This is a genomic window from Pseudomonas sp. Irchel 3H7, from assembly GCF_900187605.1.
Lineage (GTDB): Bacteria > Pseudomonadota > Gammaproteobacteria > Pseudomonadales > Pseudomonadaceae > Aquipseudomonas.
Genome location: NZ_FYEA01000014.1, coordinates 63,048 through 82,710, shown reverse-complemented (window position 1 = coordinate 82,710; position 19,663 = coordinate 63,048). Strand labels below are relative to the sequence as shown.

15 protein-coding genes are annotated in these 19,663 nt (G+C 58.2%); 11 read left to right on the top strand and 4 right to left on the bottom strand.

Going from position 1 to position 19,663, the window contains the following annotated elements; all coding sequences use genetic code 11:
- Nucleotides 1-21 precede the first annotated feature (21 nt).
- Both CKW38_RS24960 and CKW38_RS24955 read right to left on the bottom strand, forming a co-directional pair.
- Complete coding sequence (locus CKW38_RS24960; RefSeq protein ID WP_007919929.1) at nt 22-810, bottom strand: VacJ family lipoprotein; 789 nt, start codon at nt 808-810, stop codon at nt 22-24.
- Nucleotides 803-2,101, bottom strand: a complete 1,299-nt coding sequence (locus CKW38_RS24955) for a serine protein kinase PrkA (protein ID WP_007919928.1) — start codon at nt 2,099-2,101, stop codon at nt 803-805. The genes CKW38_RS24960 and CKW38_RS24955 overlap by 8 nt, the downstream gene beginning before the upstream one ends.
- Nucleotides 2,102-2,325: 224 nt before the next feature.
- On the opposite strand from CKW38_RS24955, the gene CKW38_RS24950 reads away from it, so the two are divergent.
- Nucleotides 2,326-2,694, top strand: a complete 369-nt coding sequence (locus CKW38_RS24950; RefSeq protein ID WP_007919927.1) for a hypothetical protein — start codon at nt 2,326-2,328, stop codon at nt 2,692-2,694.
- Nucleotides 2,695-2,789: 95 nt separating this feature from the next.
- On the opposite strand, the gene CKW38_RS24945 is transcribed toward CKW38_RS24950, so the two are convergent.
- Nucleotides 2,790-4,385 (bottom strand): beta (1-6) glucans synthase, encoded by a 1,596-nt coding sequence (locus CKW38_RS24945; protein WP_095114126.1) that lies wholly within the window; start codon nt 4,383-4,385, stop codon nt 2,790-2,792.
- Between the two features lie 286 nt (nt 4,386-4,671).
- Here CKW38_RS24945 and CKW38_RS24935 point away from each other — a divergent pair, with 286 nt between their 5' ends.
- The 3 genes from CKW38_RS24935 (at nt 4,672) to CKW38_RS24925 (ending at nt 7,738) form a co-directional block, all read left to right on the top strand.
- Nucleotides 4,672-5,523 carry a glycine betaine ABC transporter substrate-binding protein gene (locus CKW38_RS24935; protein WP_007919916.1) on the top strand — a complete coding sequence of 284 codons (852 nt, stop codon included), beginning with the start codon at nt 4,672-4,674 and terminating at the stop codon, nt 5,521-5,523.
- A gap of 248 nt (nt 5,524-5,771) precedes the next feature.
- Complete coding sequence (locus CKW38_RS24930; RefSeq protein ID WP_007919908.1) at nt 5,772-6,083, top strand: DUF485 domain-containing protein; 312 nt, start codon at nt 5,772-5,774, stop codon at nt 6,081-6,083.
- Nucleotides 6,080-7,738: a cation acetate symporter gene (locus CKW38_RS24925; RefSeq protein ID WP_007919906.1), complete on the top strand. Its 1,659-nt coding sequence runs from the start codon at nt 6,080-6,082 to the stop codon at nt 7,736-7,738. Before CKW38_RS24930 ends, CKW38_RS24925 begins: the two co-directional genes overlap by 4 nt.
- A 1,075-nt stretch (nt 7,739-8,813) precedes the next feature.
- Here the strand turns inward: CKW38_RS24925 and gltA are convergent.
- Nucleotides 8,814-10,103 carry a citrate synthase gene (gene gltA / locus CKW38_RS24920; protein ID WP_007919904.1) on the bottom strand — a complete coding sequence of 430 codons (1,290 nt, stop codon included), beginning with the start codon at nt 10,101-10,103 and terminating at the stop codon, nt 8,814-8,816.
- A 362-nt stretch (nt 10,104-10,465) separates the two neighbouring features.
- Here gltA and sdhC point away from each other — a divergent pair, with 362 nt between their 5' ends.
- The 7 genes from sdhC (at nt 10,466) to lpdA (ending at nt 19,576) form a co-directional block, all read left to right on the top strand.
- A complete protein-coding gene (sdhC, locus tag CKW38_RS24915) occupies nt 10,466-10,840 on the top strand; it encodes a succinate dehydrogenase, cytochrome b556 subunit (protein WP_038363944.1) in 375 nt (124 codons plus the stop codon).
- Nucleotides 10,834-11,202 (top strand): succinate dehydrogenase, hydrophobic membrane anchor protein, encoded by a 369-nt coding sequence (gene sdhD, locus CKW38_RS24910; RefSeq protein WP_007919900.1) that lies wholly within the window; start codon nt 10,834-10,836, stop codon nt 11,200-11,202. The genes sdhC and sdhD overlap by 7 nt, the downstream gene beginning before the upstream one ends.
- Nucleotides 11,203-11,205: 3 nt before the next feature.
- On the top strand, nt 11,206-12,978 hold the full coding sequence (gene sdhA / locus CKW38_RS24905; RefSeq protein WP_007919889.1) for a succinate dehydrogenase flavoprotein subunit: 1,773 nt from the start codon (nt 11,206-11,208) through the stop codon (nt 12,976-12,978).
- An 11-nt stretch (nt 12,979-12,989) separates the two neighbouring features.
- Nucleotides 12,990-13,694: a succinate dehydrogenase iron-sulfur subunit gene (locus tag CKW38_RS24900; RefSeq protein ID WP_007919888.1), complete on the top strand. Its 705-nt coding sequence runs from the start codon at nt 12,990-12,992 to the stop codon at nt 13,692-13,694.
- A gap of 251 nt (nt 13,695-13,945) precedes the next feature.
- Nucleotides 13,946-16,777, top strand: coding sequence for a 2-oxoglutarate dehydrogenase E1 component (locus CKW38_RS24895; protein WP_007919886.1), 2,832 nt, complete (start codon nt 13,946-13,948; stop codon nt 16,775-16,777).
- 44 nt (nt 16,778-16,821) lie between these two features.
- Nucleotides 16,822-18,042, top strand: a complete 1,221-nt coding sequence (odhB, locus tag CKW38_RS24890; protein ID WP_007919883.1) for a 2-oxoglutarate dehydrogenase complex dihydrolipoyllysine-residue succinyltransferase — start codon at nt 16,822-16,824, stop codon at nt 18,040-18,042.
- Between the two features lie 97 nt (nt 18,043-18,139).
- Complete coding sequence (lpdA, locus tag CKW38_RS24885) at nt 18,140-19,576, top strand: dihydrolipoyl dehydrogenase (RefSeq protein ID WP_007919881.1); 1,437 nt, start codon at nt 18,140-18,142, stop codon at nt 19,574-19,576.
- Nucleotides 19,577-19,663 lie beyond the last annotated feature (87 nt).

Genomic DNA, 19,663 nt, shown 5'->3' with positions numbered 1-19,663 from the left:
CTTTTTTGTACCTGCCAAAAACTATTCGGCGATCTGCAACTTGCGCGCTTCGGTGTACACGTAACGCACCTTCTCGTACTCGAACGGCGAGTTCATCTGGCCGTAACGGAAGCTGGTCTGATAACGCTTGTCGACTGCACGCAACGCCCAGACTTCCGGATGGTTGGAGCTGACTTCCGAGACGTTGAGGAAGTTGATCGCCGATTCGGCGGTGTAATCCACGGCAAGACCGGCAGTGTCACGGATGTTCGACGGTCCGAAGATCGGCAGCACGAAGTAGGCGCCGCCCGGTACACCGTAGAAGCCCAGGGTCTGACCGAAGTCTTCGCTCTGGCGCGGCAGGCCCATGGCAGTAGCCGGGTCCCACAGACCGGCGATGCCGATGGTGGTGTTGAGCAGCAGGCGCGCGGTGGTTTCCATCGAACGCTGGCCTTTGAACTGCAACAGGCTGTTGACCAGATTCGGCACGTCACCGAGGTTGTTGAAGAAGTTGCTTACGCCGGTGCGCACGAAGCTCGGCGTGATGTAGCGATAGCCATCGACCACCGGCAGGAACACCCATTGGTCGAAGCGATAGTTGAAGTGGTAAACCCGGCGGTTCCACGACTCCAACGGGTCGTAGACGTTCAGCGCGTTGAGCGTCGAACGCTCGAATTCACGCTGATCCAGCCCCGGGTTGAACTTGAGTTTGGACAGCGGTTCCTTGAAGCCGTCGCTGTCGACGACGACCGGTGCGTTGGCTTTACTGTTGTCGGCCTGGGCCACGCCTGCGCAGAGGAGCGCTGCCATCAGCAGGAGATATTTAGCCACGGAAGAACTCCAGCATGGCGTCGCTGTTGACGCGGTAGTTAAGATTGCCGCAATGGCCGCCCAGTGGATAAACGGTCAGTCGATCACCGAAGGTCTTGCGCAGGAAACCGAGGTCGCCCGGACCGAGGATCACGTCATCGGCGTTGTGCATCACGGCGATTTTCGGGCTGTCGTGCAGGTAATCCTTGAGCGCATACAGGCTCACCTGATCAATCAGTTGCAGCAGGCTGCCGCCGTCGGTGCGTGCACGCCACATCGGAATGACCTGTTCGGTCAGGTAGCAGTCGAAGTCGCACTGCAACGCACGCTTGAGGAACGGCGTGAGGCTGGTGCCTTCGGTGATCGGGAATTTCGGCGGGGTGATCAGGCCGCGACGGTTGATCAGGTCCGAGGTAAAGGCAATGTCGGCTGCCGAGAACCGGAACGAGGTGCCAATCAACATCGCCATCTGTTCGTTGGTCAGGTGCTGCTTGGACTGCTGGAAGTCGTAAAGCAGCGCGTCATTGAGGTCGATGTAGCCTTTCTGCTGGAAGTAGCGGGTCAGCTTGGACAGCACCAGCTCGTAGAATGTGGTGCTGGTGTTGATGCCTTTCACCTCGGTTTGCACGAGCTTGTCGAGGTTGGTCACCGAGGTGTAGAGGTTGACCGGCGGATTGAGCAGCAGGACTTTCTTGAAATTGAAGCTGCGGCGCGTCTCGTCCAGATGCGCAACGAAAGCAGCATCGAGGGCGCCGAGGCTGTAACCGGTCAGGTAGTACTCGGTCACCGGCAGTTTCGGGTTTTGCGCGCGCACGGCTTGCATCACCCGGTACATGTCTTCGGCATCTTCCTTGGTCACGCCCGGGGTGGCGAAGCGTGAGGCGGCGCTGATGAAGTCGAAACTGGTCGGCGACGACAACTGCACGACGTGGTAGCCGGCCTTGTAGTAGAGCTTTTTCAGGTATTCGTTGAGCGTGCTGTCATAACGTGCGCCGGTGCCGGCAATCAGAAAGATCAGCGGGGCCGGTTTGTCCTGGGTGGCGATGCGGTAGGTGAGCTTTTTCACCGCCCAGAAGTTGTCCGGCAGGATGAACTCTCGCTCCGGGCGCAAGGTCAGGCTGCGGTCCGACTGATTGATGTCGTCGTCCAGCGGCAATTCCGGGCGCAAGTCCGGCGGCGTCGTGGCGATGGTCGCCTCGAACGGGTTGGTCAGGGGGTAGCCATAACTGGCGGCGTCGATATCCACCGCCAGTGCGGACGCACTCAAAATAAGGCCGCTGAACAGCGCGGCGAAGCGCAAGGAACGGAGCATGACTAGATCCCTTAGAGGAAGGTGCCGAATGAAGTTCGCAGGCTATGACCACCGGGGTTGCGCCAAAGTGCCATGCTGCGGCACCAAACAGGCAGAATTCGGAGTAATAGTAGCTGGACGATACACTTTGCACGCCCTGAATGAACAGTTAACAGTTGTTAGTTCTTGCACACGGCTGGCGGCAGATTAAGCTGGCCGCCGATTTCCGAAGATTGGAGTGTTTCATGTCCCGCCGTTTGCCCGTGATTTTACTGCTCGTTCTGTTGCCGTTGTGGCTGGCCGCCAGTTATGGCGCGCGTTATGGCTTTATGGAAGACGGCAAGTGGGTGGGCATCTGCGTCGACGAGGCCAGCCGTTGGGAATGTCAGGTGCGGTCGAACCTTGGCTTGATGATTCACTTCAAGGTGTTGGGCTGGACGGCGCTGGGTGCGGCGTTGATCGGTTTTGTCTTGCCGGGGCGGGCAGGGTGGTGGCTGGCGGTGCTGGCGCTGGTGTTTGGGATGCCGGCACTGGCGTTGTACAACACCACGTTGGCAGTGTTTGCGCTGGTGATTGCCGGGTTGCGGTTGGTCCGCGAGTCCCGTAGCGCCTGATGGAAAAGATCGCAGCCTTCGGCAGCTCCTACATTGAAATGGCGTACACCTTGTAGGAGTTGCCGAAGGCAGCGATCTTTTGATCTTGCTTTTGATCAGTATTTTCGAACGCGCAGGCAGCGCCACAGAGCCGCCACCATCAACACACTCACCAACGCCCAACCCCATGCCTGCTGATTCTGCAAACCTTCCTGATACAGCTGCGGCGCAATCCCCGCGCCGACAATGAAGGTCAGCAAGGCAATTTCACGACGCGGCACGCTGACCGGCCGGCACAGATAAACCAGCGCCGGCAGCACAAACGCCATGCTTGCAAAGCTGCGATAACGCGGATCAAACACCATCTCCAGCATCATCACCGCTGCGGCAAAGCCTGCTGCCGCGACCAGCCAGCCGGCGCGCCGCTCCAGCAGATTGAACACCCGCTCACGCCAGCCAATTCGCGCGCTCAGCGTCAGTGCCGCGTGTGCCAGTACCAACAGATTCAGCGCCGTCAGCAAACCGACCCACAGCCACTCACTGGTGAACCGCGTGGTCACCCGCGCCAGATCACCCCAGGCGCCAATCGAGCAAGCGGCGAGGGCGCCCAGCAGCGGCAACACCAGCGCCGAGCGCGTGGTCCGAACGCGACCGCCAAGGATCAGCGTGCCAAGGAAAATCAACCCGCCGACCGCCAGCCATTCTTTCCAGAACGGTACATTCGTCACCGGTCCGGCGAGTACGCCTTTGTCCTGACGATCAGCATCGAACAGTCCCCAGTAACCGCCCACCGCGCCTTCACTGCCGCGCTTCCATGGCTGGTCAAACGCTTCGATCAGGTTGTAATGCCAGCCTTCTTTCTCGGCCATTGCGACAAAACCACGAATGAACCTGGCCTCGTTGACCCGGCTCGGCAGGGCGGTCTCGCGCTGGCGGCCTTCGCTCGGCCAGCCGGTTTCGCCAATCATCACGTCTTTCGGCGCGAATTTATTGCCGAACACCTGACGCACATCCGTGACATGTTGCAGGGCGACGTCAATGTTCGACGGATCATCCTCCCAGTACGGCAGCAAGTGGATGGTCAGGAAATCCACCGCCGGTGCGATTTCCGGATGCTTGAGCCAGAACTCCCAGACATCGGCATAGGTGACCGGTTGCTTGACCTGGCTCTTGACCTTGTTGATCAACCGGGCAAGTTGCGCGCCAGTGACTTCCTTGCGCAGCAGCGCTTCGTTGCCGACGATCACCGCGCTGACCACGTCCGGGTTGGCGTTGGCTGATTTGATCAGCAGGTCGACTTCTTTCTCGGTGTCTACCGGGTTGCTGTTGACCCACGCGCCGATCATCAATTTCAAGCCGTGTTTGCGCGCCAGATCCGGCAGCGCCTCGAGGCCGGTCATCGAATAGGTGCGAATGCACTCAAAACGTGTCGCCAGCAGCGCGAGGTCAGCGTCCATGCGCTCGGGGCGCAGCTTGAACGGCACGTCGAACGGCGACTGGTCTTTATCGAACGGGGTGTAGGAGGCGCATTGCAATTTATGCGTCGGCGTAGCGGCGTCCGGCAGGATCACCGGTTGGCCGAGGCCGTACCAGAAGCCAGCGAGTGCAAACAGCCCCAGCAGGCAGGCGAAGAGATAAGGCAGAAAAGGGAAGCGGGAGGTCGCGGACATGGTCAGGCCGAGTGGCTGCAAAGCGACGCATGTTACCTGCATTTATAGAGGGGTTGGTGGCTCGCATGATTTTGACATGCAAAGTTCGGGCGGATTGTCTGGCGCCAAATATTCAGACGTCATTAATGGCCTTGTGATGTCGTTTCTCGTTGTCTTGAGGTCGCTGGCAGAGCAGGTCGACTGCCGCCTGAGGTTGATGATCAAGCCATCAGTGCTCCGCTGATGTTCTAACGAGTTTGCGGTCAGGCGTGATGGGGGCGCCGTGCACCATAACAATACGTTGACGCCGCCCGTCATCCGTCGGGCGCAGCATTTCGGGGAAGTAACGATGAAGATGCGACGACTTTTAGGCGCAAGTGCTGCTCTGGTGCTTGCGATGAGTTCCACTTTCGCCAGCGCAGAAAAACAGACCCTGAACATCGGTTACGTTGACGGCTGGTCCGACAGCGTCGCGACCACTCACGTGGCGGCCGAAGTGATCAAACAGAAGCTCGGCTACGACGTGAAACTGCAAGCCGTCGCCACCGGGATCATGTGGCAGGGCGTGGCCACCGGCAAACTCGACGCCATGCTTTCGGCCTGGCTGCCCGTGACCCACGGTGAATACTGGACGAAGAACAAGGATCAGGTCGTCGATTACGGTCCGAACTTCAAGGATGCGAAAATCGGCCTGATCGTGCCGGAGTATGTGAAAGCCAAGTCGATCGAAGACTTGAAAACCGACGACACCTTCAAGAATCGCATCGTCGGCATCGACGCCGGTTCAGGCGTGATGCTCAAGACCGATCAGGCGATCAAGGACTACGGTCTCGACAAATACAGCCTCAAAGCCAGTTCCGGCGCCGGCATGATTGCCGAGCTGACCCGTGCCGAGAAGAAAAACGAATCCATCGCGGTCACCGGTTGGGTGCCGCACTGGATGTTCGCCAAGTGGAAACTGCGCTTCCTCGACGACCCGAAAGGCGTGTACGGCGCAGCCGAAACCGTAAACAGCATCGGCAGCAAAGAACTCGCGACCAAAGCACCGGAAGTGGCCAAGTTCCTGAAGAACTTCCAGTGGGCGTCGAAAGACGAAATCGGCGAAGTCATGCTGGCGATTCAGGACGGTGCCAAGCCTGACGCAGCGGCCAAGGATTGGGTAGCCAAACACCCGGATCGCGTGGCTGACTGGACTAAATAACCCGAAATAGCATCGTTCACCACGAACCCTGTGGGAGCGGGCTTGCCCGCGATAGCGTTCTCTCAGTTGACTAATAGTTGGCTGACACGACGCCATCGCTGGCAAGCCAGCTCCCACAGTTTTTTGTGTGTGCTCAAGAATGGCAAATACGTCATGGCGTTCTACTACTAAGGTCGTCTGTTACCACGCTCGCAGCCGCATACATTAGCTATGTTCCAACAATAATCTGTGCTGCGAGGATAAAAACAATGAACGACAGCATTTACCTCTCGATTCAAAACAGTCCCCGATTCAAGGAGCTGGTGCGAAAAAGGGAAAAGTTCGCCTGGATACTCTCGGCGATCATGCTCGGGCTTTACTCTGGCTTCATCCTGTTGATCGCTTACGGGCCACACATTCTGGGCGCGAAACTCAGTCCGGAATCCTCGATTACCTGGGGAATTCCAATCGGTGTCGGACTCATTCTTTCTGCATTCATCCTCACCGCTATCTACGTGCGCCGCGCCAATGGCGAGTTCGACGACTTGAACAATGCGATTCTCAAGGAGGCTCAGCAATGATCCGGCGTCTACTGGCTTTATTGAGTGTTGCGGCGTTCGCGCCGAGTGTCTGGGCGGCTGACGCGTTGACCGGTGAAGTGGCCAAGCAGCCACTGAACATTCCGGCGATCCTGATGTTCGTCGCGTTCGTTGGCGCGACCTTATACATCACCTACTGGGCCTCGAAGAAAAACAATTCGGCGGCCGACTACTATGCGGCGGGCGGCAAGATCACCGGTTTCCAGAATGGTCTGGCGATCGCCGGTGACTACATGTCGGCGGCGTCCTTCCTGGGGATTTCCGCGCTGGTGTTCACCTCCGGCTACGATGGCCTGATCTACTCGATCGGCTTCCTGGTGGGCTGGCCGATCATTCTGTTCCTGATCGCCGAGCGCCTGCGTAACCTGGGTAAATACACCTTTGCCGACGTGGCGTCCTACCGCCTCGGGCAAACCCAGATCCGCACCCTGTCTGCCTGCGGCTCGCTGGTGGTGGTAGCGTTCTACCTGATCGCGCAAATGGTCGGTGCCGGCAAGCTGATTCAGCTGTTGTTCGGTCTGGACTACCACGTCGCGGTGATTCTGGTGGGTGTGCTGATGTGCATGTACGTGCTGTTCGGCGGCATGCTGGCGACCACTTGGGTACAGATCATCAAGGCTGTGCTGTTGCTGTCCGGCGCCTCGTTCATGGCGCTGATGGTGATGAAGCACGTAGGCTTCGACTTCAACACGCTGTTCTCCGAAGCGATCAAGGTTCACGCCAAAGGCGAAGCGATCATGAGCCCGGGCGGTCTGGTCAAGGATCCGATTTCGGCGTTCTCGCTGGGTCTGGCGCTGATGTTCGGTACGGCTGGTCTGCCACACATTCTGATGCGCTTCTTCACCGTGAGTGACGCAAAAGAAGCCCGCAAGAGCGTGCTCTACGCAACCGGTTTCATTGGCTACTTCTACATCCTGACCTTCATTATCGGCTTCGGCGCGATCCTGCTGGTCAGCACTAACCCGGCCTTCAAAGATGCTGCTGGCGCGCTGTTGGGCGGCAACAACATGGCGGCGGTGCATTTGGCCAACGCGGTCGGTGGCAGTATCTTCCTCGGCTTTATCTCGGCGGTGGCGTTCGCGACCATTCTGGCGGTTGTTGCCGGTCTGACTCTGGCCGGTGCTTCGGCGGTTTCTCACGACCTTTATGCCAGTGTGATCAAGAAGGGCAAGGCGAACGAGAAGGACGAGATTCGTGTCTCGAAGATCACCACCATTGCCTTGGCGGTGCTGGCGATTGGCTTGGGCATCTTGTTCGAAAGTCAGAACATTGCATTCATGGTTGGCCTGGCGTTCTCGATCGCTGCCAGCTGTAACTTCCCGGTGCTGTTGCTTTCGATGTACTGGAAGAAGCTGACCACTCGTGGGGCGATGATTGGCGGCTGGTTGGGTCTGGTGAGTGCGGTTGGCCTGATGATCCTTGGCCCGACCATCTGGGTGCAGATTCTGCATCATGAGAAGGCGATCTTCCCTTACGAATACCCGGCGTTGTTCTCGATGATCATTGCCTTTGTGGGGATCTGGTTCTTCTCGATTACTGACAAGTCGGCGGCTGCGGACAATGAGCGGGCGTTGTTCTTCCCGCAGTTTGTGCGTTCGCAGACGGGGTTGGGGGCGAGTGGGGCGGTTTCGCATTGATGGTTTGATGGTTTTGTAATGTTGTGCTGAATGCCCCGGTTGAGAGATCGGGGCATTTTTTGTGGGCGGTTATCGGACTTTGGTGTGTTTTTTATTGGGTGTATATCCGTTGCTGCGGTTAGGGCTGCTTAGGGTTCCGCCCTTACGGCGGGTCACCTTTTCCAAACGCCGAAAAGGTAACCCAGAAGGCTTGCTCCTACGTCCGGCCCGCTCGCTGGGGCTCGGGGTCCCTTCGCTCCGGGATTGTTCCGGGCGCAGCGCCTACGGTTTGCTTCGCTGCACCTCCTCTCGCTGTGTTTGGCTGCGCCAAACGGTCGCTGCGCTCCCACGCCCGGATCAATCCCTCCGCTCACCTTCCGACGTCGCTCGTGGAGCAAGATCAAGAGCAGGCGAGCTGACACTCGGCCTATTGAGTGGTGAAAAGCGTGTGTTCGGCTTTGGTTCGGTGTTGGATTCGCCCCTCACCCCAGCCCTCTCCCTAAGGAGAGGGAGCCGATTTGTGAGCCTTTCAGAACCTGAGTTCGACTCGGTGTTTCACGTCGGCGTACCTCCCCCAAACACCGTGGTCAGTTCCCTCTCCCTCCGGGAGAGGGCTAGGGTGAGGGGCTCTTGATCTGGCATTTGCTCTTGATCTGGCTTGTGATCTTGCTTTGGCTTTGGCTTTGGCTTTGGCTTTGGCTTTTGATCTTTTGCCCCTTTCGGCAGGCCGAGCGGAGGTGTTCATCCGGGGATTAGGCGCGCAGCGCCGTTCGACGAAGTCGAACACATCGAGAGGAGGTGCAGCGAAGCAAACCGTAGGCGATGTCCCCGGATGGACACCGTAGCGAGGGAACACTGAGCCTCAGCGAAGTGCCGTACGCCAGGGGCAAAGCCTTTTGGTTCCTTTTTGGCGTTTGAAAAAGGGACTCGCTGTAAGAGCGAAACCGCCAGCGGAAACACCCGCAGAAACGGATATACACCCAATACCCAAAAACCAGTCGGCCCAAAGGCCGCTGCGACACACAAACAAAAACGGCCCCTATATAAATAGAGGCCGTTCCCGGTACAACTTTAAGACGTCATCGCAAGACAAGTCTTATTTGCGGTCTTCCAGCTTGGAAATGTCACGCGACTCGTAACCAGTGTACAACTGGCGCGGACGGCCAATCTTGTACGGGCTGGAGAGCATCTCTTTCCAGTGGGAGATCCAGCCAACCGTACGTGCCAGCGCGAAAATCACCGTGAACATGCTGGTCGGAATGCCGATCGCCTTGAGGATGATCCCCGAGTAGAAGTCGACGTTCGGGTACAGCGAGCGCTCGATGAAGTACGGGTCGGTCAGCGCGATCTCTTCCAGGCGCATGGCCAGTTCGAGTTGCGGATCGTTGTTGATGCCCAGTTCCTTCAGCACTTCGTCGCAGGTCTGCTTCATGACAGTCGCGCGAGGGTCGCGGTTCTTGTAAACGCGGTGACCGAAGCCCATCAGTTTGAACGGATCGTTCTTGTCCTTGGCCTTGGCGATGAACTTGTCGATGTTCGAAACATCGCCAATCTCGTCAAGCATGGTCAACACGGCTTCGTTCGCACCGCCGTGGGCAGGGCCCCACAGTGCAGCGATACCGGCGGCGATACAGGCGAACGGGTTGGCACCCGAAGAGCCGGCCAGGCGCACGGTAGAGGTCGAAGCGTTCTGCTCGTGGTCGGCGTGGAGGATGAAGATCCGGTCCATGGCCTTGGCGAGCACCGGGCTGATCGGTTTGATCTCGCACGGGGTGTTGAACATCATGTGCAGGAAGTTTTCCGCGTACGTCAGATCGTTGCGCGGGTACATCATGGGTTGGCCCATGGAGTACTTGTAAACCATCGCTGCCAGGGTCGGCATCTTGGCAACCAGACGGATCGCGGAGATTTCGCGATGCTGCGGGTTATTGATGTCCAGGGAGTCGTGGTAGAAGGCCGAGAGGGCGCCGACTACACCGCACATGACGGCCATCGGGTGGGCGTCGCGACGGAAGCCGTTGAAGAAGGTTTTCAGCTGCTCGTGAACCATGGTGTGGTTTTTCACGGTGCTGACGAACTGGGCCTTCTGTTCTGCGGTCGGCAGTTCGCCGTTGAGCAGCAGGTAGCAGGTTTCCAGGTAGTCCGATTTTTCAGCCAGTTGTTCGATCGGGTAGCCGCGGTGCAACAGAATGCCGTTGTCGCCGTCGATATAGGTGATCTTCGATTCGCACGAGGCGGTCGACATGAAACCAGGGTCGAAAGTGAAGCGGCCCGTGGCCGTCAGGCCCCGAACATCAATTACATCGGGACCAACGGTGCCGGTTAAAATGGGCAGCTCGACGGGGGCTGCGCCCTCGATGATCAACTGCGCTTTTTTGTCAGCCATGTGGCCTCCTATTTATGCTTGAACCATCAGACAGACCCCCCACGCAGGGCCCGCACCACTATAGTGAGATAAATTCGAATGTCAATTTGCCTAAAGTCTTGCTCCAGAAGGCTTTAAGCGCACTTTTTCCTCGAAATTGACTGCCATTTACGCCTTTTATACGACTTGTGCAATCAGCTATTTGGGGTAGGTGATTGCGTTGTCATTAGTAACCTAACTGTCTATACTCGGCCACCGACCGCCAAGGGCTTTTGGGCCAGCTTTGTTGGGGGTCGCATCCCTGGGTGGTGGTTACCTGACCAGTGCACTCCCCAACAACTTTGCCCTGATTGTTAGGGGCTCTTCAGTGTGAAAAAAAAGCCGTGAAAAGCCAACGACCTGTAAACCTAGACCTAAGGACCATCAAACTCCCCATCACCGGCGTTACGTCGTTTCTTCACCGTGTTTCCGGCATCATCCTCTTCCTGGGTATCGGCTTCATGCTTTATGCATTGGGCAAGTCTCTGGGTTCCGAGGAAGGTTTTGCCGAAGTGAAGGCATGCTTGACCAGCCCGCTGGCCAAGTTCGTAGCATGGGGCCTCCTGTCCGCTCTGCTGTATCACCTGGTAGCCGGTGTGCGCCACTTGATCATGGACATGGGCATCGGTGAGACGCTGGAAGGCGGCCGCCTGGGCTCGAAAATCATCATCGCCATTTCCGTGGTGCTGATCGTTCTGGCAGGAGTTTGGATATGGTAACCAGCGTTACGAACCTTTCGCGTTCGGGCCTCTATGACTGGATGGCGCAACGTGTGTCTGCGGTTGTTCTCGCGGCTTATTTCATCTTCCTGATCGGATACCTTGCAGCGAATCCGGGCATTGGCTACGACCAGTGGCACGGCCTGTTCGCTCACAACGGGATGCGTATCTTCAGTCTGCTGGCCCTCGTTGCCCTTGGCGCTCACGCCTGGGTCGGCATGTGGACCATCGCGACCGACTACCTGACGCCAATGGCGCTGGGCAAGTCCGCGACTGCAGTACGTTTCCTTTTCCAGGCAGTTTGCGGCATCGCGATGTTCGCTTACTTCGTCTGGGGTGTGCAGATTCTCTGGGGTATCTGATTCATGGCTAACATTCCAACGATTTCTTTCGACGCCATCATTATTGGTGGTGGCGGTGCCGGCATGCGCGCTGCGCTGCAACTGGCGCAGGGCGGTCACAAGACTGCCGTGATCACCAAGGTTTTCCCGACCCGTTCGCACACTGTGTCCGCCCAGGGCGGCATCACGTGCGCAATCGCGTCCGCTGACCCGAACGATGACTGGCGCTGGCACATGTACGATACCGTCAAGGGCTCCGACTACATCGGTGACCAGGACGCTATCGAGTACATGTGTCAGGAAGGCCCAGCCGCGGTTTTCGAGCTGGACCACATGGGTCTGCCGTTCTCGCGTACCGAGCAAGGCCGTATCTACCAGCGTCCGTTCGGTGGTCAGTCCAAGGACTACGGCAAGGGCGGTCAGGCTGCACGTACTTGCGCGGCGTCCGACCGTACCGGTCACGCACTGCTGCACACCCTTTATCAGGGCAACCTGAAAGCCGGTACCACGTTCCTGAACGAGTACTACGCTGTTGATCTGGTGAAAAACCAGGAAGGCGAATTCGTCGGTGTGATCGCGATCTGCATCGAAACCGGCGAAACCACCTACATCCGCGCCAAGGCCACCGTACTGGCTACCGGCGGTGCAGGTCGTATCTACGCTTCCACCACCAACGCCCTGATCAACACCGGTGACGGCGTCGGCATGGCTCTGCGTGCTGGCGTGCCGGTACAAGACATTGAAATGTGGCAGTTCCACCCGACCGGCATCGCCGGCGCCGGTGTACTGGTTACCGAAGGTTGCCGTGGTGAAGGTGGTTACCTGATCAACAAGCACGGCGAGCGTTTCATGGAGCGTTATGCTCCGAACGCCAAAGACCTTGCCGGTCGTGACGTGGTTGCTCGTTCGATGGTTAAAGAAATCATCGCCGGCAACGGTTGCGGTCCGAATGGCGACCACGTAATGCTCAAACTCGACCACTTGGGCGAGGAAGTGCTGCACAGCCGTCTGCCAGGCATCTGCGAACTGTCGAAGACGTTCGCTCACGTTGACCCTGTTGTTGCGCCGGTTCCGGTTGTTCCGACTTGCCACTATATGATGGGCGGCGTTGCCACCAACATCCACGGCCAGGCGATCACCCAGAACGCCGAAGGCGTGGATCAGATCATCCCTGGTCTGTTCGCAGTAGGTGAAGTGGCTTGCGTATCGGTGCACGGTGCCAACCGTCTGGGCGGCAACTCGCTGCTCGACCTGGTGGTATTCGGCCGCGCTGCCGGCCTGCACCTGGAAAAAGCGCTGACTGATGGCATCGAATACGACGACGCTACCGAAGCCGACATCGAAGCTGCCCTGTCGCGTCTGAACGCGCTGAACAGCCGTACTGATGGCGAAGATGTGGCAACCCTGCGTCGCGAGCTGCAAAGCTGCATGCAGAACTACTTCGGCGTATTCCGTACCGGCGAATACATGCAGAAAGGTATCGCTCAGCTCGCTGACCTGCGTACCCGCATCGCCAACGTGAAGATCAACGATAAGTCGCAGGCGTTCAACACTGCCCGTATCGAAGCGCTGGAACTGCAAAACCTGCTGGAAGTGGCTGAAGCTACCGCCATCGCTGCCGAAGTCCGTAAAGAGTCGCGCGGTGCTCACGCCCGTGAGGACTTCGAAGATCGTGACGACGAAAACTGGCTGTGCCACACCCTGTACTTCCCGGGTGACAAGCGCGTCACCAAGCGTGCCGTGAACTTCTCGCCGAAGACTGTTCCGACTTTTGAACCTAAAGTCCGGACTTATTAAGGGTGACCGCCATGTTGAAAGTCAGTGTTTATCGCTACAACCCTGATCAGGACGCTGCGCCGTTCATGCAGGAATTCCAGGTCGATACCGGTGGTAAAGACCTGATGGTGCTGGACGTGCTGGCCCTGATCAAAGAGCAGGACGAGGGTTTCTCCTATCGTCGCTCTTGCCGTGAAGGCGTCTGCGGCTCCGACGGCATGAACATCAACGGCAAGAACGGTCTGGCGTGCATCACGCCGCTGTCCGCCGTTGTAAAAGGTAACAAGTTGATTGTTCGTCCGCTGCCAGGTTTGCCGGTTATCCGTGACCTGGTCGTCGATATGAGCATCTTCTACAAGCAATACGAGAAGGTGAAGCCTTACCTGCAGAACGACACGCCGGCTCCGGCCATCGAGCGTCTGCAGTCGCCAGAAGAGCGCGAAAAGCTCGACGGTCTGTACGAGTGCATCCTGTGCGCTTGCTGCTCGACTTCGTGCCCGTCCTTCTGGTGGAACCCGGACAAGTTCCTGGGTCCAGCTGCGCTGCTGCAAGCTTATCGCTTCCTGGCAGACAGCCGTGACACCAAGACCAACGAGCGTCTGGCTTCGCTCGATGACCCGTTCAGCGTCTTCCGCTGCCGGGGCATCATGAACTGCGTCAACGTATGTCCGAAAGGCCTGAACCCGACTAAGGCCATCGGTCACATCCGTAACATGCTGCTTTCGAGCGGCGTGTGATTCAGCTGCTGTAACCGCTGCACCGTAGAGGCTGTGGCGCGGGCTTCAACCCGCGTCATGGCTATAACCAGAGCAGTAGCCACAAGCTGCCGCTCTTATTTTGAAGAAATGAGACAAGCAGGGGCATCCGGGCTGGTACCCGGACTATCAGTGTGATCCTAAGTGGCTTGTTTTAGTCGCTGCATTCGGACTTCTGCAAGTTTGCTCGGTGTCGACATCGATGGTGTTCCCCTAACCGAGGGTGACCAAGCATGCAAGAAAGCGTGATGCAGCGCATGTGGAACAGCGCCTACCTTTCAGGTGGAAACGCTGCCTATGTGGAAGAGCTTTATGAGCTCTACCTGCACGACCCTAACGCTGTGCCAGAAGAGTGGCGCACCTACTTTCAGAAGTTGCCTGCCGACGGCAACTCTGCCACTGATGTTTCGCACTCCACAATTCGCGATCATTTCGTGCTGCTGGCAAAGAACCAGCGCCGCGCCCAACCGGTTTCCGCCGGCAGCGTGAGCAGTGAGCACGAGAAGAAGCAGGTTGAAGTGCTGCGATTGATCCAGGCCTACCGTATGCGTGGCCACCAGGCAGCCCAGCTTGACCCGCTGGGACTGTGGCAGCGTCCTGCACCTGCAGACCTGTCGATCAATCATTACGGCTTGACCAATGCCGATCTTGATACGACCTTCCGTGCCGGCGACCTGTTCATCGGCAAAGAGGAAGCGAGCCTACGCGAAATTCACGAAGCGTTGCAGCAGACATATTGCCGCACCATCGGCGCTGAATTTACGCACATCACCGATTCCGAGCAGCGCCAGTGGTTCCAGCAGCGTCTGGAAAGCGTGCGTGGTCGTCCGACGTACTCCGCCGACATCAAGAGCCACCTGCTTGAGCGCGTGACTGCCGGTGAAGGCCTGGAAAAATACCTGGGCACCAAATACCCGGGCACCAAGCGTTTCGGTCTGGAAGGCGGCGAAAGCCTGATTCCGATGCTCGACGAACTGATCCAGCGTTCCGGTTCCTACGGCACCAAGGAAGTCGTCATCGGCATGGCCCACCGTGGCCGTCTGAACGTGCTGGTCAACACCTTCGGCAAGAACCCGCGCGAGCTGTTCGACGAGTTCGAAGGCAAGAAGAAGGTCGAGCTGGGTTCCGGTGACGTTAAATACCACCAGGGCTTCTCGTCCAACGTGATGACCGCCGGCGGTGAAGTTCACCTGGCCATGGCGTTCAACCCGTCCCACCTGGAAATCGTTTCCCCGGTGGTAGAAGGTTCGGTTCGCGCCCGTCAGGATCGTCGTAACGACCCGACCGGTGAGAAGGTTCTGCCGATCTCCATCCACGGTGACGCTGCATTCGCAGGTCAGGGCGTGGTCATGGAAACCTTCCAGATGTCGCAGACCCGCGGTTTCAAGACCGGCGGTACCGTGCACATCGTGATCAACAACCAGGTCGGTTTCACCATCAGCAACCCGTTGGACTCGCGTTCCACCGAGTACGCCACCGACGTTGCCAAGATGATCCAGGCGCCGATCCTCCATGTGAATGGTGATGATCCGGAAGCCGTGTTGTTCGTGACCCAACTGGCCATCGACTACCGCATGCAGTTCAAGCGTGACGTGGTGATCGACCTGGTCTGCTACCGTCGTCGCGGCCACAACGAGGCCGACGAGCCAAGCGGTACTCAGCCTCTGATGTATCAGCAGATCACCAAGCAGCGCACCACCCGTGAGCTGTACGCTGATCGTCTGACCCAGGGCGGTGTACTGGACGCAGAGCGTGTTCAGGCGAAAGTCGACGAATACCGCAACGCGCTGGACAACGGTCTGCACGTCGTGAAATCGCTGGTCAAAGAGCCGAACAAAGAACTGTTCGTGGACTGGCGTCCGTATCTGGGCCACGCCTGGACTGCGCGTCACGACACGCGTTTTGATCTGAAGACCCTGCAAGAACTGTCCGCCAAGCTGCTGGAAATTCCGGAAGGCTTCGTGGTTCAGCGTCAGGTCTCGAAGATCTACGAAGACCGTCAGAAGATGCAAGCCGGCGGCCTGCCGATCAACTGGGGTTACGCCGAAACCATGGCGTACGCGACCCTGGCGTTCGAAGGTCACCCGATCCGCATGACCGGTCAGGACATCGGCCGCGGTACGTTCTCGCACCGTCACGCTGTTCTGCACAACCAGAAAGACGCGGGCACCTACATTCCGCTGCAGCACCTGTACGACGGTCAGCCACGCTTTGACCTGTACGACTCGTTCCTGTCGGAAGAAGCGGTACTGGCCTTCGAATACGGTTACTCGACCACCACGCCGGATGCGCTGGTGATCTGGGAAGCCCAGTTCGGCGACTTCGCCAACGGTGCACAGGTTGTTATCGACCAGTTCATCACCAGCGGCGAGCACAAGTGGGGCCGTCTCTGCGGTCTGACCATGTTGCTGCCACACGGTTACGAAGGTCAGGGCCCTGAGCACAGCTCGGCACGTCTTGAGCGTTACCTGCAACTGTGCGCCGAGCACAATATTCAGGTCGCCGTACCGACCACGCCAGCGCAGATCTACCACTTGCTGCGTCGTCAGGTGATTCGCCCGCTGCGCAAGCCGTTGATCGTGCTGACGCCGAAGTCGCTGCTGCGCCACAAACTGGCCATCTCGACCCTGGAAGATCTGGCCGAAGGTTCGTTCCAGACCGTGATCCCGGAAATCGATACTCTGGACCCGAAAAAGGTCGAGCGTGTTGTTCTGTGTAGCGGCAAGGTCTACTACGACCTGCTGGAAAAACGCCGTGCCGAAGGCCGTGAAGATATCGCCATCGTGCGGATCGAGCAGCTGTATCCATTCCCTGAGGACGACTTGAAAGAAGTCCTGGCTCCGTACACCAACGTCAAAAATGCCGTTTGGTGTCAGGAAGAGCCGATGAACCAGGGCGCCTGGTACTGCAGCCAGCATCACTTGCGCCGTAGCATCGGTAACCTCGACAAGTCTCTCGTACTTGAGTACGCGGGCCGTGAGGCTTCTGCTGCACCTGCTTGTGGTTACGCATCGATGCACGCCGAGCAGCAGGAAAAACTGCTGCAAGATGCTTTCACTGTTTAACGCCTTCGCGCTGACTGAAACCGAATTTTAAGGACCCACAGATAATGGCTATCGAAATCAAAGCCCCGTCATTCCCGGAATCGGTTGCCGATGGCACCGTTGCCACTTGGCACAAGAAACCAGGTGAGGCCGTCAAGCGTGACGACCTGATCGTCGACATCGAAACCGACAAAGTCGTACTCGAAGTCCTGGCTGAAGCTGACGGCGTGCTGGGCGCAATCGTTGCCAACGAAGGCGATACCGTTCTTTCCAACCAGGTACTGGGCTCGATCGAAGAGGGCAGCGCTGCCGCTGCTCCAGCCGCCGCTGCTGCTCCGGCTGCTGCTGCCGCCGCTCCAGCTGCTGGCGAAGGCGAAGACGATCCTGTTGCTGCTCCTGCTGCGCGCAAGCTGGCTGAAGAAAACGGCATCAACATCGCTTCCGTTGCCGGCACCGGCAAAGGTGGTCGTGTGACCAAGGAAGACGTGGTGGCTGCTGTTGCTGCCAAGAAAGCCGCTCCGGCTGCCGCGCCTGCCAAGGCTGCTGCTCCTTCGGCTGCCGCTCCTGTGTTCGCCGCTGGCGACCGCATCGAGAAGCGCGTACCGATGACCCGCGTTCGTGCCACCGTGGCCAAGCGTCTGGTTGAAGCACAGTCGAACATGGCGATGCTGACCACTTTCAACGAAGTCGACATGACTGAAGTCATGGCCCTGCGTTCGAAGTACAAGGATCTGTTCGAGAAGTCCCACAACGGCGTACGCCTGGGCTTCATGTCGTTCTTCGTCAAGGCTGCTACCGAAGCGCTGAAACGCTTCCCGGCTGTCAACGCGTCGATCGACGGCGGCGACATCGTTTACCACGGCTACGCGGACATCGGCGTTGCCGTTTCCAGCGACCGTGGCCTGGTTGTTCCGGTTCTGCGTAACGCCGAGCTGATGAGCCTGGCTGAAATCGAAGGCGGCATCGCCACTTTCGGCAAGAAAGCCCGTGACGGCAAATTGTCGATGGACGAGATGACCGGTGGTACCTTCACCATCACCAACGGTGGTACCTTCGGTTCGATGATGTCGACCCCGATCGTCAACCCGCCGCAGGCAGCGATTCTGGGCATGCACAACATCATCCAGCGTCCTATGGCCATCAACGGTCAGGTCGTTATCCGTCCGATGATGTACCTGGCACTGTCCTACGATCACCGTCTGATCGATGGCAAAGAAGCTGTGACCTTCCTGGTGACCATCAAGAACCTGCTGGAAGATCCGGCTCGTCTGTTGCTGGATATCTGATAGAAGCAGTCGCGGGCTTCAAGTTTCAAGCTGCAGGAAAGGGCAGCTTGGCTTGGGGCGCGCGGCTTGAAGCTTTTCGCTAAAGAGGATTTTTTGAATGTCGCAGAAATTTGACGTAGTAGTGATCGGTGCTGGCCCTGGTGGCTACGTGGCTGCCATCAAGGCCGCGCAGCTGGGTCTGACCACTGCCTGCATCGAGAAGTACACCGACGCAGAAGGCAAGCAAGCCCTGGGCGGCACCTGCCTGAACGTGGGCTGCATTCCTTCCAAGGCGCTGCTCGACAGTTCCTGGAAATACAAGGAAGCGAAAGAAAGCTTCAACGTTCACGGTATCTCGACTGGCGAAGTCAAAATGGACGTCGCTGCGATGGTTGGCCGCAAGGCTGGCATCGTCAAGAACCTGACCGGCGGCGTTGCCACCCTGTTCAAGGCCAACGGCGTTACTTCGATCCAGGGCCACGGCAAACTGCTGGCTGGCAAGAAGGTCGAAGTCACCAAGCCAGACGGCTCGGTTGAAGTCATCGAAGCTGAAAACGTCATCCTGGCTCCAGGTTCGCGTCCGATCGACATTCCACCAGCTCCGGTTGATCAGAAAGTCATCGTCGATTCGACTGGCGCTCTGGAATTCCAATCCGTACCTAAGCGTCTGGGCGTGATCGGCGCTGGCGTGATCGGGCTGGAACTGGGTTCGGTGTGGTCGCGTCTGGGTTCGGAAGTGGTTGTCCTCGAAGCTCTGGACACCTTCCTGATGGCAGCGGACACCGCTGTTTCCAAGGAAGCGCTGAAAACCCTGACCAAACAAGGTCTGGACATCAAACTGGGCGCTCGCGTAACCGGCTCGAAAGTGAATGGCGACGAAGTCGTTGTGAACTACACCGATGCCAACGGCGAGCAGACCATCACGTTCGACAAGCTGATCGTAGCCGTTGGTCGCCGTCCGGTGACCACTGATCTGCTGGCTGCCGACAGCGGCGTGACCCTCGACGAGCGCGGTTTCGTGCACGTTGACGATCACTGCGCGACCACCGTACCGGGCGTTTTCGCCATCGGTGACGTGGTTCGCGGCATGATGCTGGCGCACAAGGCATCCGAAGAAGGCATCATGGTTGTCGAGCGCATCAAGGGCCACAAAGCCCAGATGAACTATGACCTGATCCCTTCGGTTATTTATACTCACCCGGAAATCGCGTGGGTTGGCAAAACCGAGCAGGCCTTGAAAGCTGAAGGCGTTGAAGTTAACGTCGGCACCTTCCCGTTCGCCGCTTCCGGCCGTGCCATGGCCGCCAACGATACCGGTGGTTTCGTCAAGGTCATCGCTGATGCCAAGACTGACCGCGTATTGGGCGTGCACGTGATTGGCCCGAGCGCTGCAGAACTGGTTCAGCAGGGCGCGATCGGTATGGAATTCGGCACCAGCGCTGAAGACCTGGGCATGATGGTTTTCTCCCATCCGACCCTGTCTGAAGCCTTGCACGAAGCTGCTCTGGCTGTGAATGGCGGCGCCATCCACATTGCCAACCGCAAAAAGCGTTAACAGACAATAAGAAACCACGGCGGTAACGGCCCGTCGTGAGCCTTGCGAGCAAGTCTCACCGCGGAATGTCCGCTGGACGCAGTCTTG

Excerpts from the sequence above, each read along its gene's own strand:
- CKW38_RS24955 (WP_007919928.1), bottom strand. The coding sequence starts at position 2,101 with ATGCTCCGTTCCTTGCGCTTCGCCGCGCTGTTCAGCGGCCTTATTTTG.
- CKW38_RS24950 (WP_007919927.1), top strand. The coding sequence starts at position 2,326 with ATGTCCCGCCGTTTGCCCGTGATTTTACTGCTCGTTCTGTTGCCGTTG.
- CKW38_RS24945 (WP_095114126.1), bottom strand. The coding sequence starts at position 4,385 with ATGCAGGTAACATGCGTCGCTTTGCAGCCACTCGGCCTGACCATGTCC.
- CKW38_RS24935 (WP_007919916.1), top strand. The coding sequence starts at position 4,672 with ATGAAGATGCGACGACTTTTAGGCGCAAGTGCTGCTCTGGTGCTTGCG.
- CKW38_RS24930 (WP_007919908.1), top strand. The coding sequence starts at position 5,772 with ATGAACGACAGCATTTACCTCTCGATTCAAAACAGTCCCCGATTCAAG.
- CKW38_RS24925 (WP_007919906.1), top strand. The coding sequence starts at position 6,080 with ATGATCCGGCGTCTACTGGCTTTATTGAGTGTTGCGGCGTTCGCGCCG.
- gltA (WP_007919904.1), bottom strand. The coding sequence starts at position 10,103 with ATGGCTGACAAAAAAGCGCAGTTGATCATCGAGGGCGCAGCCCCCGTC.
- sdhD (WP_007919900.1), top strand. The coding sequence starts at position 10,834 with ATGGTAACCAGCGTTACGAACCTTTCGCGTTCGGGCCTCTATGACTGG.
- sdhA (WP_007919889.1), top strand. The coding sequence starts at position 11,206 with ATGGCTAACATTCCAACGATTTCTTTCGACGCCATCATTATTGGTGGT.
- CKW38_RS24900 (WP_007919888.1), top strand. The coding sequence starts at position 12,990 with ATGTTGAAAGTCAGTGTTTATCGCTACAACCCTGATCAGGACGCTGCG.
- CKW38_RS24895 (WP_007919886.1), top strand. The coding sequence starts at position 13,946 with ATGCAAGAAAGCGTGATGCAGCGCATGTGGAACAGCGCCTACCTTTCA.
- odhB (WP_007919883.1), top strand. The coding sequence starts at position 16,822 with ATGGCTATCGAAATCAAAGCCCCGTCATTCCCGGAATCGGTTGCCGAT.
- lpdA (WP_007919881.1), top strand. The coding sequence starts at position 18,140 with ATGTCGCAGAAATTTGACGTAGTAGTGATCGGTGCTGGCCCTGGTGGC.